11 protein-coding genes are annotated in these 13753 nt (G+C 46.0%); 3 read left to right on the top strand and 8 right to left on the bottom strand.

Annotation, left to right across the window (positions count from 1 at the left end; genetic code table 11):
- Positions 1-108 precede the first annotated feature (108 nt).
- Together JGUZn3_RS06685 and JGUZn3_RS06680 are read right to left on the bottom strand one after the other, a co-directional pair.
- A complete protein-coding gene (locus JGUZn3_RS06685) occupies positions 109-510 on the bottom strand; it encodes a MarR family transcriptional regulator (RefSeq protein ID WP_203412801.1) in 402 nt (133 codons plus the stop codon).
- Between the two features lie 200 nt (positions 511-710).
- Positions 711-2348, bottom strand: coding sequence for a leucyl aminopeptidase family protein (locus JGUZn3_RS06680; RefSeq protein WP_238996776.1), 1638 nt, complete (start codon positions 2346-2348; stop codon positions 711-713).
- Positions 2349-2533: 185 nt separating this feature from the next.
- Between JGUZn3_RS06680 and JGUZn3_RS06675 the strand changes: the two genes are divergently transcribed.
- From JGUZn3_RS06675 to fdxA, 3 genes are all read left to right on the top strand, one after another.
- Complete coding sequence (locus JGUZn3_RS06675; RefSeq protein WP_203412800.1) at positions 2534-5242, top strand: helicase-related protein; 2709 nt, start codon at positions 2534-2536, stop codon at positions 5240-5242.
- 45 nt (positions 5243-5287) lie between these two features.
- The gene (locus tag JGUZn3_RS06670) at positions 5288-5584 is read left to right on the top strand and encodes an RNA-binding S4 domain-containing protein (protein ID WP_203412799.1); all 297 of its coding nucleotides are present in this window, start codon (positions 5288-5290) and stop codon (positions 5582-5584) included.
- A 214-nt stretch (positions 5585-5798) separates the two neighbouring features.
- Positions 5799-6131 (top strand): ferredoxin FdxA, encoded by a 333-nt coding sequence (fdxA, locus tag JGUZn3_RS06665; RefSeq protein WP_203412798.1) that lies wholly within the window; start codon positions 5799-5801, stop codon positions 6129-6131.
- A 112-nt stretch (positions 6132-6243) separates the two neighbouring features.
- Here fdxA and cyoD read toward each other — a convergent pair whose 3' ends face one another.
- The 6 genes from cyoD to JGUZn3_RS06635 all read right to left on the bottom strand — a co-directional run bounded on the left by cyoD (position 6244) and on the right by JGUZn3_RS06635 (position 13684).
- Entirely contained in the window at positions 6244-6579 is a 336-nt protein-coding gene (gene cyoD / locus JGUZn3_RS06660; RefSeq protein WP_203412797.1) for a cytochrome o ubiquinol oxidase subunit IV, read from the bottom strand.
- Positions 6576-7205 carry a cytochrome o ubiquinol oxidase subunit III gene (cyoC, locus tag JGUZn3_RS06655; RefSeq protein WP_203412796.1) on the bottom strand — a complete coding sequence of 210 codons (630 nt, stop codon included), beginning with the start codon at positions 7203-7205 and terminating at the stop codon, positions 6576-6578. The genes cyoD and cyoC overlap by 4 nt, the downstream gene beginning before the upstream one ends.
- Entirely contained in the window at positions 7205-9196 is a 1992-nt protein-coding gene (gene cyoB / locus JGUZn3_RS06650; protein WP_203412795.1) for a cytochrome o ubiquinol oxidase subunit I, read from the bottom strand. The genes cyoC and cyoB overlap by 1 nt, the downstream gene beginning before the upstream one ends.
- Before the next feature lie 15 nt (positions 9197-9211).
- Entirely contained in the window at positions 9212-10141 is a 930-nt protein-coding gene (gene cyoA / locus JGUZn3_RS06645) for a ubiquinol oxidase subunit II (protein ID WP_203412794.1), read from the bottom strand.
- Between the two features lie 524 nt (positions 10142-10665).
- Entirely contained in the window at positions 10666-11397 is a 732-nt protein-coding gene (locus JGUZn3_RS06640) for a Bax inhibitor-1/YccA family protein (RefSeq protein WP_203414851.1), read from the bottom strand.
- 250 nt (positions 11398-11647) lie between these two features.
- Positions 11648-13684: a lysylphosphatidylglycerol synthase domain-containing protein gene (locus JGUZn3_RS06635; RefSeq protein ID WP_203412793.1), complete on the bottom strand. Its 2037-nt coding sequence runs from the start codon at positions 13682-13684 to the stop codon at positions 11648-11650.
- Positions 13685-13753: the final 69 nt, after the last annotated feature.

Here is a 13753-nt window from a genome sequence, read left to right as displayed (position 1 = left end):
CTACTCAAGGGAAACTCTACTCAGGGAAAATAAATAACCTTATAAAATACCCCTTAGGGGTAGAAGGCCCCTCACCTCATCATAGACATTTACCCCACTCTAGCCTTTTTAGCCCGCTGTGCGGCGGGATTCCGAGCGAGAAGGATTTTCTTTTTGCGTAGCTTCAGCCTGTTGGGCATTACATTCCGTCATGATTGAGCGCAACTCACGCAGATAGGCCGCCCCTTTTAAGGTTCTCTGCACCAGGATAGAGCGACGGTCCATGGGGTCAACCTTACGACGAGCCAAATCCAGCTCGCCCAACCGATCAAGGGCGCGGGTAATGGCGGGTTTAGAAATATTCAACGCCAGGGCAAGCCCACGCACTGTATGCCCCCCTTCGTTCAGATAACATATCAGAAAGACCGCTAGCTGCCGAGCCGAAAGATCTGGTCCATCGCGCCGAACCATCGCAACAATCGTATCCTGTAACAAATGAACAAGCTGGTCTGTTGATGAACCATGCTTCATATCTGGGATTCCTTTTCTCTGCTTTTTATTTTATTTTTCAAAGAGTTATTATTTTTTTATAGTACAACTATTCATTATAACGTTATAATTAATGGTTTGTTGTTTTTACGAATACAAAAACAACAAATAATATACACCTCTCCTTTTTTTTGCTTTTTTACTCTGCCAATACTTCTAACAAGCCACTATTATTCCTACAGCTAATTATTATTCATGTTAAAATTGTGACCTTTCATGAAATAATAAAGAGTCCGTAATGCGAGTGCCTCCCCCCCTTGAGGGCGGCCAGGGCGCGTAGTATCGTTCCAGGCATAAGTATCGATATGGGCCCACAGCGCTTCTGATCCAACAAAACGCCTTAAAAACAAGGCCGCTGTAATTGCCCCGGCCATGCCAGTGGAAGAAACATTGTTCAGATCGGCAATGGAGCTTTTTAACCCTTCTTCATAATCCTCCCATAACGGCAAAGGCCATAAGGGGTCATCCTGCTCGCCAGATTCCAACAACAAGGCTTGAGCCATCTCCAGATTATTACAAAATAAGGCTGGAATATCAGGCCCTAATGCTACGCGGGCGGCCCCGGTCAGAGTGGCTGCGTCAATAATCATAGCAGCCTTATTCTCAGAAGCTTCCGCTAACAGATCACAAAGAACCAACCGCCCCTCGGCATCTGTATTACCAATCTCAACCGTTAACCCCTTGCGGGTATTAATCACATCCAGCGGGCGCATAGCCTGGCCAGATACGCTGTTTTCTACACACCCCAGGCGCAATTCAAACCGCAAAGGCAAATCGGCTTCTATGAGCAGGCCTGCCAAACCGGCCATAAGAGCAGCCCCCCCCATATCTTTTTTCATGCGAAGCATGCCCGAAGAAGGCTTAAGATCATATCCCCCGCTATCAAAACATACCCCTTTTCCCACAAGGTAGATCAGGGGAGAGGAAGGCACAGCATGGCTGCCTTGCCAAGAAGCAACCAAAACACAGGGCTTTCTCTCAGAACCCTTGCCCACTTCTGCAATAGCGGGATAGTGGGTTAAAAGTTCTTCACCCCTAATAACTTTTTCCTTTAACCAGCCCTTGGCCTTGGGCTGAGCATGCAAATAGACTTGGACGTGCCTGGCCAAATCTTCCGGCGAAAGAAGATTGGCGGGCATATTGACCAGGTCCCGTATGAACCATATCGCTTGAGCGATATTTTTGGTTTCCTCTGTAAGGTCTCTTACCACAAGAACGGGCGCATCTTTTGCCATTCCCCGCCAAGATAATTCTGAAATAGACTGCCCAAGAAAATGGCTAAAGGAATGACCAGGGAAATTGCCAGGGGAGTTGCCAGAAGAATTACCAGGAAAATGACCCGAAGAATTGGGTGCGGTAAGCCCCCTTCCTTCCTGCCTCTCCTTTCTCAATCTCTCCTGAGGCCTTCCCTCTTCTTGCCCTAGAAAAAAACGATAGGCCCCTAAGGCAAACCCCAAGACGGCATCTTGCATACCCACTCCAGCGGGTAAAACCAGCTGCCAGAACCCTTCGGGTAAATGGGTGGCCAAACTGCCGAACTCATAAAGATATCTTTTCCCCGGTTTTCTTTTCCCAAGGCCAAAAGCTGCCGATAAAACGCCCCTCTCCTTCCCAGGGTGGTGAGAAGGTTTTTCTTCCTCAAAAAAGATAAGTTTGTCTGCCTGACCTTCAAAACCTGCCCGATCCAGAAAAGTGGCCTGATGTTGGCCAAGCTGATGGCTCAGATGATCCATTTCACCGGCAAAAAAAACATACACCTTAAAGGGTATGCCTTTAGCCTCTTCTGGCCTGGCAAGGCAGCCTAAATTGACTTCAGGCATTTGCTCTCCTTCAACAAGCTCCTATATAACAGAAAGATAGAAATTTTGCGCACCGTTATTGTTGTTTATATTTTAGAAATACAATTTAAGGTTGTTTTGAGTTTTACTATAATAGGTTGTTGTAATATTTCTAGTAGGTAATTGTTTCATTTTCTTATTATTATTCTTATTAACGAAAATCATTCATGATAAGGTTGCTATCGCTAAAAGCATTCTCTGATAGTCAAAAAAAAATTACTGCGATATTGGGCCCTACCAATACGGGTAAAACACATATTGCTCTCGAGAGAATGCTTGCCCATCACAGTGGAATGATAGGGTTTCCCTTGCGGTTGTTGGCACGGGAAAATTACGACCGCATGGTGAAGGCCAAGGGGGAAAAGAAAGTAGCCCTTATTACGGGCGAGGAAAAAATTATCCCTCCGCAAGCTCAATGGTTTTCCTGCACCGTTGAAGCCATGCCCCTTGATCAGCCCGTTGAGTTTATGGCCATTGATGAAATTCAGCTCTGCGCAGACCCCGATAGAGGCTATGTGTTCACTGACCGGCTCCTCCACGCCAGGGGCTTTAGTGAAACCCTCTTCTTAGGGGCAGAAACCATTAAGCCTTTTCTGAAGCGGCTCATCCCTCATATCCATATTGAAACACGCCCCAGACTCTCAACCCTTTCCTATACCGCCCACAACAAGCTCTCACGCCTGCCTAAACGCTCGGCCATTGTGGCCTTTTCTGTGGCAGAGCTCTATGGCATTGCTGAGCTGATCCGCCGCCGGAAAGGGGGATGCGCCATTGTAATGGGCCGGCTTTCTCCTCGTACCCGCAATGCCCAGGTGGGGATGTACCAAGCTGGGGAGGTGGACTATCTGGTGGCAACCGATGCCATCGGCATGGGATTGAATATGGATATCTCCCACGTCGCCTTCTCCAACATCATTAAATTTGATGGAACGAAAATACGTCCCCTGATCCCCGCTGAAATGGGGCAGATCGCTGGCCGGGCTGGCCGCGGCATGAAGGATGGAACCTTTGGCCTAACCGGCACCTGCCCGCCCGTTAGCGCCGAGAATGTTACAGCGATAGAAACCCATCTTTTTCCCCCCAGTGACCATATTTTCTGGCGGAACCATCAGCTGGATTTTTCTTCTCCCCCCGCACTGCTCAAAAGCCTCTCCCAAACCCCACCCCCTGGTTATGGGCTTATTTTGGGCAATCATGGCTCTGATATGCGGGTTCTGGCCACGCTGATTAAGGAAGGCCCCCCGTTGGCCTCCATCACTTCTCGGGGGCTTACTCAGCTCTTATGGGAGAGTTGCCAGATTCCAGATTTTCGAAAACTGGGCGAAGACAGCCATGCCCGCTTATGCCTGCAAGTTTTTCATTTCCTTCAAAATAAGGGGCATATTCCGGCGGAATGGCTACGATCACATATTCACGCCCTTAACACCACAACGGGCGATATTGATACCCTGATGGGCCGTCTGACCAGCACGAGGATCTATGCCTATATTGCCGCCCGGAAAGGGTGGGTTAAAAATGCCTTACACTGGCAAGAAAAAACCCGTGAGATTGAAGACACCCTTTCTGATGCGCTGCATGAGCGCTTAACTGCCCGTTTTGTAGACAAACGCGCCTCGGTTCTTCTCCGCACGCTTGATGCAGACTCTCCCCCCTTGGCAGCTATCACCCCAAAAGGGGATGTTCTGGTGGAAGAGCAGCGGATTGGCAAAATGTGTGGCTTTATTCTCAAGACCGATCAAGAGCTCAATGCAGAAGGCCGCCAACTGATGTTAAAGGCCGCCCGCAAGGCCCTTCATCAGGAAATTCCCTACCGAGTCAATAAACTCCTGCAAGAGGATGACGCAGCCTTTTCACTCAGCAGCCCCACTTCCACCATTCTCTGGCATGATGCACCTGTGGCTATGCTGCAAAAGGGGCATGATTGGCTCCACCCTCAGCTTACGCTCCTTGAGAGTGAATATCTTTCCTCCCACCACCGCACGCTTATTCACCAACGCCTCACCCTTTTTCTCCACACCCATATTCGCACAGGCCTTTCTGTTCTTTTCTCCGCTCTCGAAGCAACCCAAGGTAAGCCTGCCTTAAGGGGGCTTACGCATTCATTATACGAGCATGGTGGATGGCTCCATAAAAGCCAGGCCGTTATCCCACCTTTTTTTAACAAAAGGGCCATAAAAAAGCAGCTTCATGCTTTGGGAATCCGTATAGGATGTCACTATATTTTCTACCCAAAGCTATTCTCCCCTGAAAGTCAGTCCCTACGCCTGATGCTTCTTGGTCTGTGGCACAGCTTTTCTCCGCTGCCCACATTTTCACCGACCCAATCCTCACTTCATCTCCCAGAATACCATCAAAAAAACGCGCAGACCATACGGCCTCTCTTGACGGTTCTGGGCTGGATTCCCGCTGGCGATTATATGATCAGGGGCGATAAGGTAGAGGATCTCTTGTCTCACATTCTCTATCGCTCCACGACCCAGCGCCAACGAATGATTAACCTCAAAGATATTGCCAGCCGCTTAGCTATTCCCTTGGCCAAAACCCCTCTAGTGCTCCAATCGTTGGGATGTAAGCTCATCCTCCCACCGCCCTTGGCGCCGCATGACTATGGCCCTATTGCCCCGGTTTTTCTTCGTATGCCAAAAGCCTATTCAGCGCCAAAAAAAATACCGCCTCACGCTTCTTCCTCAAAACATCCTTATGCCAAAAAAGAGAGAAAAATTCCTCCCACCCAGTCAGCAAACCGACAGGGCTCAGAAAAACCTTCCCAAGAAAAACCTCCCCAATCTGGCCCGCCCATCCATTCTTCAGGAAAACGTAAAAAGACCCCTTTTGCTGAAAAACTGCTACAACTTCAAAAACACTTTTCACACTGATCCTTGCCTCAAAAACACAAACCTCCGCCTCAAGAATACGACTTTATGAAAAACACACCTGCTGCTGAACCCTTTATCCGGCTTGATTTGTGGTTATGGTATATACGCTTTACACGAACCCGAAGCCTCTGCACCCAGGCCATTGCCACAAACAGTATAAGGGTTAATGGCCAACATGCGCAAAAACCACACCATAAAATCAAAGTAGGGGATATTTTAACACTCCCTCACCATGCAGGCAGCCTTCATATCCAGACCATCCAGGTTCTCTCCCTTCCACAAAAGAGGGGCTCACCCGCAGAAGCCAGCCAGTTTTATACTATTTTAAAGAATTTACCCTGACAGTCCCCCATTAATATGGTAAATCAGTTTACTGGCATTATATATATTATGTATGCTATATATACCTTTTATGGGAAAGGTTAGCTCTTGCCCTTTATAAGAGAAAGCTGGCATATAACGTCTAATTGTTAATATAACCATGTAAAAAACCTTTTATGGTTCTGTCTGTTGCCTTTAAGGTTTGTTTACACAGTGAAAAAGACCGGAGAGAAGGATGACTTACGTCGTCACTGAAAATTGCATTCGTTGCAAATACATGGATTGTGTAGAAGTCTGCCCTGTTGACTGCTTCTATGCTGGTGAAAACATGCTTGTTATAAGCCCCGAAGAATGCATTGACTGCGGCGTTTGTGAGCCTGAATGCCCTGCTGAAGCTATCTTCCCCGATAGCGATGATAGGTCAACTGCTTGGGCTGAAGCAAATGCCACTTATGCCAAGCAATGGCCTAATATGACCAGAAAGGGTACCCCACCGGCTGATGCTGATGAATGGAATGGTAAAACCAACAAGGCCGATATGCTTTCCAAAAACCCTCATTCAGACTAATCCATTCAATTTCCAGTAAAAAAGCCCTTCATTAATGAAGGGCTTTTTTATTATGGTGGGTTAAATGAAGCTCATAGTCCCCTTTTTAACCCCATCTCAAAGCTCTTTTTCCTTAACGTGACATCATGTTCATAGCGATGTTCCACATGACAAATAATGTTCCCGCGACAATCACACTCACGAAAAAAATAGTCACATAGAGTGCATAACGATTCCATCTTTCATCTTCTGAAAAATCAAGATGGAGAAAAAACTTTAAATGCACAATCACCTGGATAAATGCCAAAAGGGCAATTGCCACAACAGTGGCCTGTGGTGTCAAGCTCTGCGACATAACAAGGACAAAGGAGGCAACCGTTAAAATAACGGCCAGGGCAAACCCAATCAGGTATGAACCAACAGTAATATGGCTTCCCCCATGGGTATTTGCATGTTCATTTTGGTTCATAACACAACACTCATCAAATAGACAAAGGTGAAAACACAAATCCAGACAACATCAAGAAAGTGCCAGAACATACTTAAACAAGAGAGTCTGGTCAGCTGCACGCCTGTCAGTTCCTTTTTCCCGACCAGCTGCACCATTAACAAAACCATCCACAGCAAACCTACAGAAACATGCAAGCCATGGGTGCCCACCAGGGTAAAGAAAGCTGAGAGGAAGGCGCTTCTATCAGGACCAGCCCCTACACTCACCATATGGCTAAACTCTTTAATTTCCAGGCCAATAAAGGCAGCACCGAGTAAAAAGGTGATCACCAACCATAATAATATGGTGCTTACCTTGTTTTGATGAGCCGCCACCATGGCAAACCCATAGGTAATACTACTGAACAAAAGAATAGCGGTTTCTAGAGCAACATCTTGAATTTCAATGAGATCTTTCCCCGTTGGCCCACCGGCAAACTGATCGTGCATAACGGCAAACACGGCAAACAGGCCTGCAAAAATCAGGCAGTCTGTCATCAGGTAAAGCCAAAATCCAAAGAGTTTAGTTCTATCCGGGCCAGCATCATGATGGCCGTGGCCATCATGTGCATTCAACCCAGCTGTTGTTGTATCAAATGTTGTCATTATTCAGCTGCCTGTCCCATCATAAGTTGCTGTTTATGCTGCTCTTCTGTTTTTGCCACAACATCAACCGGTATATAGTAGTCAATATCTGTTTCAAAGCTACGAACAATAACCGCCAAGCCGAGGGCTATAAACGAAACCGCAGCCAACCACCAGATATACCAAACCATTGCAAAGCCAAAAACAAAAGCTAGCACACCAATAATAAACCCAACCGATGTATTCTTAGGCATGTGAATGCTCTGGTAGTTTGTACCAAAACTCCTGGTATCAATATGATGTTCTTTATCGTAAGCAAAAGCATCCAAGGCCTTAACAGTAGGAATAACAGCAAAATTATAAACTGGTGGGGGAGAAGAGGTAGACCATTCAAGCGTACGGCCATTCCATGGATCCCCATCCACATCAACATATCCAGGTTTTTTGCGGTTATAGACAGAAACCCCAATCTGAAGCAGCTGGAAAATAATCCCACACAGAATAAGCAGAGCTCCAAAACCAGCTAACAACATCCATGGGTGCCATGCAGGGTTATCATAATGGTTCATGCGCCGTGTCATTCCCATAAAGCCAACGACATAAAGCGGCATAAAGGCAAAGTAAAAACCGAAGAACCAAAACCAAAACGCAGCTTTACCCAAAGTATCATTAAGTTTAATGCCAAAAACTTTGGGGAAGTAAAAAGCAAGACCAGCAGCATACCCAAAAAACACACCCCCAATAATAGTGTTATGGAAGTGCGCCACCAGGAAAAGGCTATTATGCACAAGAAAATCTACCGGTGGGATGGCCAACATAACGCCTGTCATTCCCCCAATAATAAAGGTAACCATGAACCCCATAGTCCAGAACATGGGGGCATCAAAAGTTACCCTGCCCTTATAAAGGGTAAACAACCAGTTAAACAACTTTACACCCGTGGGGATGGCAATAACCATGGTGGCAATACCAAACACCGCATTGACGTTGCCACCAGCCCCCATGGTAAAGAAATGGTGCACCCAAACCAAACCAGAAAGGAACATAATGGCACAGGTGGCATAAACCATGGTGGTATAACCAAATAAGGGCTTTTTGGCATAAGTAGGCACAATTTCGGAGAAAAGCCCAAATGCGGGTAGAACCAGAATATACACCTCAGGATGCCCCCAGGCCCATATCAGGTTGACATACAGCATTTGGTTACCACCCATATCATTTGTAAAGAAATGCATACCCAAATAACGATCAAGGCTCAGCAGAGCCAAACTAACCGTTAAGATGGGGAAGGTGGTCATAATCAAAACGTTCGTGCAGGTGAATGTCCAGGTTAGAACTGGCATTCTCATCCATGTCATGCCAGGAGCACGCATTTTAACCACTGTAGCAAACAGGTTAACCGCTGTAAGCAAGGTTCCCATACCTGAAATCTGCACCGCCCAGATATAATAATCCACCCCAACATCAGGGCTATAGGCCACTTCCGAAAGGGGTGGGTAAGCCAGCCAACCTGTTTTGGCAAACTCCCCAACCAGAAGTGAAACATTCACAAGCATGGCACTGACTGTGGTCAGCCAAAAACTAATGGAGTTCAATGTCGGAAAGGCCACATCCCGAGCGCCAATCTGTAAGGGTACGGTAATATTCATTAAACCCGTCATAAACGGCATGGCCATAAAGAAAATCATAATGGTACCATGAGCCGTAAAGATCTGATCATAATGATGAGGGGGTAAATAACCAGGGCTGTTATAGGCCCAAGCCAACTGTAAACGCATCATGATCGCATCGGCAAAGCCACGCACAAGCATGACTAAGGCCAGCACAATATACATAACCCCAATACGCTTATGGTCCACCGAAGTGAGCCACTCTTTCCACAGATAGCCCCACTTTCCGAAATAAGTTATACCCAGCAAAACAAGCGCTGCTACGACAACTATACATGCCCCTGTTACCATAACGATGGGTACATCCCATGGAACAGAGTTGATCGTTAATTTCCCTAACACTCTATATTTCCTTAATTACATACCTGTGCCAGACATGCCGGCATGCACATGTATCATTTTCCCTGTTTCTTTATCTTTCACCATGCCGTTATTGTAACGGCCGACAATGGAATCAAAAGTACCGGGTTTAATATATGAATAATAAACAACGGGGTTATTTACACTGGGGGCCTCAAGCTCTGCGAGGCTCCTCTCATCCAGTTTCTCACCTGTTGTTTTTACTTTCTGGATCCACTGCTCATACCCTTCTTGCGGAAGGGCAAGCGTACGAAATTTCATATCTGAAAAGCCACGCCCACTATAATTGGTAGAAAGCCCGGCATAATTCCCTTCGCTCGTTGCCATAAGGTTGAGCTGGGTTTGCATTCCCGCCATGGCATAAATCATCGAGCCCAGCTGCGGAATAAAAAAGGAATTCATAACAGAATCAGAAGTAATGGTGAACCTTACAGGCCTGTTCACAGGTATGGCTACCTGGTTAACGACAGCTAATCCTTCATCGGGATAAATAAATAACCACTTCCAATCCATCGCCACCACTTGGATCTCCAGCGGCTTAACGTTGGGATCTGAAGCCGGGATAACTTTATACGGGTCAAGCGAATGGGTGCTCTCCCATGTCAACGTAGCCAAAAAGGCAATCATTAAAACGGGGATACCCCATATCACCACTTCAACTTTATTGGAGTGGGCCCAATGGGGAAGATATTCTGCCTTGCCTGCATCCACATTTTTTTGCCTATATTTTATGGCAAATATAATTGAGAGGATAATAACCGGTACGACAATGAGCAGCATTGCTGCTGTACATAACAATAGAAGATACTTTTCTTCTTCTCCAACGGGGCCTTTTGGTACCAAAATACCCTCATCACAAGCACTTAACAGCACCAGCACGGGAATAAGCCCTATACGACGAAACCAGAAGCCATATTTTCTTATCATTTAAATTCTGCTCTCAATTCCAAAACTCTATCACTTTTAATATCTGTTTTTAGAAACAATACTTTGCATTTTTTTACCGTTTACATAACTGTCTATAAAGCTATTGTAGAAACAGTATCTTTATAGACAATTACAAAACGATTCTATATTTCTTTAACGCTTTAAAAAACGCTAAAAATGATCTTATACGCAAGAATCGTGCGCAAAATGCCCACAAAACCCGGTAAACACTTTTGCGTAAGACTTGTTTATAAAAGCTTTGCTCTAGTAATGCGTCAATTTCGCATGATCTAAAACAATTTGTCAAACCCAATATGACTTGTCTTTATACATATCTGCCATCGTATTTGAGTATGTGTGATTAACGCAAACTCAAAATCGGGTTTTACAAAAAGGAAGCCAGGGGCTTTAACCTGGGGTCCTAAAAAGAAAAAAGCAGCCAGTTGAAGGCTGCTTCTTGCTAAGATAAACGATTTTAATGCGCTTTTATCGTCATTTCATCAAGGGTCTAAAAATGAGTCCCCTTATTCCCTACTACCTTGGCGGTCACCCATAAAGGCCAGAAGGAATTGAAAAAGGTTAATAAAATTAAGATAGAGAGTGAGTGCATCATACACGCTACGGCGCAAAGCCCCTTCTGGACCTTCGTAATAGGCAAATTGTTGGTAACTCAGTTTAATACGCTGAGTGTCATAAGCAATGAGCCCTACAAAAACAAAGACCCCAACAAGACTCAATAAAAAAGCCAATCCAGAACTTTGAAGAAAAAGATTAACCAGCATGGCGATCACAATGCCAAACAAGCCCATCATCAGGAAGGAACCAAAGCTTGCAAGGCTCTTTCCTGTCGTGTAACCCCACAAAGACATACCCCCAAACATGGCTGCCGTAATAAAAAAGACACGAGCAATAGATGTAGCAGTATAGCCCAGAAAAATATTGGCCATACTAATCCCCATCACGGCACAGAACGCCCAAAAGAGACTCCGCACAGCCTGTAATGAGAGCCTGTTAACCCCAAAGCTCATAACCATAACAAAAACAAAAGGGGCAAAAATACCAATATAACCCAACCCTGTGGGACGAATCATAACCCCATTGCCGCTTGAGACAAAGTGAAAAAATAATGCACGAACCGCTGCCACATGGGCTACTGCATAAGCCACGACACCTGTCACAGCGAGGCCAGCGGCCATCCAATTATAAACACGCAGCATATAGGCGCGCAGACCTGCATCAAAGGCAGCAGCCTGCATTTGCGCTGTTTCGGCATTCCTCGAATTTGAAAAATTGGAGTTAAACACCTTCTATCCTTTCTAATAAAGCCCAGGCTGAAAGCCCTGACTGAAAGCCCTAACTGGGCATTTATTTTTCATATCATATCTTTTTTTATGAAATCAAGGGGCCCCTTATTTCTGGCTCCTCCCACCTTCTGTGCAAACCTTATCCCTTCAATCCTTTCAATAAGAAACATCCCCCCAAGAGTGTGGTGTAAGAGAAGGGTTTTTACCGAGAAAGAGAGTTAACATAGCGTTTTTTTAACAAAATGCCGATCAGAAATTTCTCTTCAGCCTGGCAGCAAATATAGGCATTATTACAATCTTGAAGCTGTTTGATCTGATAGGGATACAAGCTGAGATCTTTATAAAGATCCAACCAGGTTTCACGCACATTCCAAAAAACAACCCGCCGCCCTTCCTGTTCTGCTAAATCGCGTAAATAGCGAATGGTCTCCATGGTATCACTCTCCTTACCAACAGGATCACCCATACCAATAATAAACCCCTCTTCCCGCAAAAAGGGTAAGGCCGTTTCCTTGCTTTTGCTCATCACCACGCCATCGGGCTTTATTTTAGCCAGATCGCTGCATTTGGCAGGAAAAGAATGATAATATTCCGCTGTTTTCTGTGTCCAGGGGGCAACTGTAACCACCCCAGGGGTTACCAACCCATACAACATCAAAAGCCCTAGCAGAAACGCGGCCCCCACAGCCCCCTTGACCCCAAGGGGAAAAGAGGTTGACACCAGCACATCGTGCCAGTTTTCCGCATGAATATAATCATGGTTAATCCACCACAAAAGAAGGCCTGCCAGCCCCAATACCCCTAACGATAATAAGACAGAATAGCGATGAGAGGCGTTCAGCATCTTGGCCTTGCGGTAATAGGCCCCCCGGAAGGGTAGAATAAGCAAAAATGTTAGCCCTATAAAAAGAAGGGCCAGCCATGATGACCCACGAAGCCAACACAAAATAAAGGAGCTGACCAGCAGGGCAATTTCCAGATACCAAGCCAGCACAACCCTGTGGGCCAAACCAATTGAAACCCCAATAAGGCCTGCCGCTGCCACAAAAAGGGCGTTATCAATCGCGGTTTTCATGGTAGCCGTAAGGTCTAGCCGCCATAAAGGGTAGGCAACAAAGATGGTTACCAGAACCCCTATACCACACAGAAAGGAGGCTACCATGGAAACCGCTACTGAAAGTTCCGCCTCACTCTCACGAATGGCGTTTCGACTGCTGATGGCCCGATGCCCTGCCAAAGATTCTTCACCAAGGCTCTCTTCAGCTATCGTCTTCTTGGCAACCTTACGGGAAAAAACTTCATGCAAGGCAAACATTCCCCCTGCCACAAACAGGGGAATAACATAGTAAAAAAGGCGAAAAACCAGAATAATACTTAAAATATAAGACGTCGTCATATAAGGGGAGAGCGCCATAACCATAGTGCTCTCAAAAACCCCTATACCTGCTGGTACGCTAGAGATAAGCCCAGCTGTATAGGCTGCAATATAGATTGCCAAAAACGACCCATACCCCAGCCCCGCAGAGGGGGGAATAAGAATATAAGCAATGCCAGCAGTCGCAGCGACATCTGCTGCTGAGACAATGACCTGGCAAATAGCCAACTGAGGACTTGGCAGGGTAATTTTATATTTGCCTATCGCCAATTCCTTAAGCCGGGCAGAAAGGGCCACATAGGAAAGGGTTAAAACCCAGGCTATTCCTCCAATGGCTTGCAACACGGGCACAGACATCTTCTGCCCCAAAATGGGCACTTCGGCAGGCTCTAAAATAAAAACCGTGCCAATAAGGGCCATAGCCCCTAACAGATAAGTGGTCGAGCAAAAAGCAATAATCTGGGCAATCGCAAAGGGTTTTACTCCCCAGCTACCATACAGCCTAAAACGTACCGCAGCCCCTGAAATGGCCGAAAAACCGAGATTGTGCGAAAGCACATAGGAGCAAAAAGCGGCAAAGGCTGTTCTGTGAAACGGCAAACGGCAGCCAATCTGCAAGGTAGCCAGCCGATCATAAAAAGAGAGGATGAAATAGGATAAGAACGTAAATCCTATTGAAAGAAGCAAGGTAAAACAAGGGATATTATGCAGCGCGTTCTTGATATCTGAAATACGCAGCTCACGAAATTGGCCCTGCACAACGTAGAGAGCTCCTATCATCAGAAGCAATCCAACACCATGGGAGGCAAAACGCAGATATTTCTGCCAGCCTGACCCTTTTGAAGAAGCTGTAACTGGTTTCATTCCGATTTCCGAGGAGACCTGTGCTTATCTGGCAAAGCTTATCTGGCAAAACAGAAAGCCCTTTGCATC

Origin of the sequence: Entomobacter blattae (assembly GCF_014672835.1) — a bacterium.
In the GTDB taxonomy this organism is placed as follows: domain Bacteria; phylum Pseudomonadota; class Alphaproteobacteria; order Acetobacterales; family Acetobacteraceae; genus Entomobacter; species Entomobacter blattae.
Note: the sequence above shows the minus strand (reverse complement) of the source record. Positions and strands in the feature narration are given on the sequence as shown.

What these genes read in the sequence shown, in the direction of transcription:
- JGUZn3_RS06685 (WP_203412801.1), bottom strand. Translation starts at nt 510, where the DNA reads ATGAAGCATGGTTCATCAACAGACCAGCTTGTTCATTTGTTACAGGAT.
- JGUZn3_RS06680 (WP_238996776.1), bottom strand. Translation starts at nt 2,348, where the DNA reads ATGCCTGAAGTCAATTTAGGCTGCCTTGCCAGGCCAGAAGAGGCTAAA.
- JGUZn3_RS06675 (WP_203412800.1), top strand. Translation starts at nt 2,534, where the DNA reads ATGATAAGGTTGCTATCGCTAAAAGCATTCTCTGATAGTCAAAAAAAA.
- JGUZn3_RS06670 (WP_203412799.1), top strand. Translation starts at nt 5,288, where the DNA reads ATGAAAAACACACCTGCTGCTGAACCCTTTATCCGGCTTGATTTGTGG.
- fdxA (WP_203412798.1), top strand. Translation starts at nt 5,799, where the DNA reads ATGACTTACGTCGTCACTGAAAATTGCATTCGTTGCAAATACATGGAT.
- cyoD (WP_203412797.1), bottom strand. Translation starts at nt 6,579, where the DNA reads ATGAACCAAAATGAACATGCAAATACCCATGGGGGAAGCCATATTACT.
- cyoC (WP_203412796.1), bottom strand. Translation starts at nt 7,205, where the DNA reads ATGACAACATTTGATACAACAACAGCTGGGTTGAATGCACATGATGGC.
- cyoA (WP_203412794.1), bottom strand. Translation starts at nt 10,141, where the DNA reads ATGATAAGAAAATATGGCTTCTGGTTTCGTCGTATAGGGCTTATTCCC.
- JGUZn3_RS06640 (WP_203414851.1), bottom strand. Translation starts at nt 11,397, where the DNA reads ATGCAGGCTGCTGCCTTTGATGCAGGTCTGCGCGCCTATATGCTGCGT.
- JGUZn3_RS06635 (WP_203412793.1), bottom strand. Translation starts at nt 13,684, where the DNA reads ATGAAACCAGTTACAGCTTCTTCAAAAGGGTCAGGCTGGCAGAAATAT.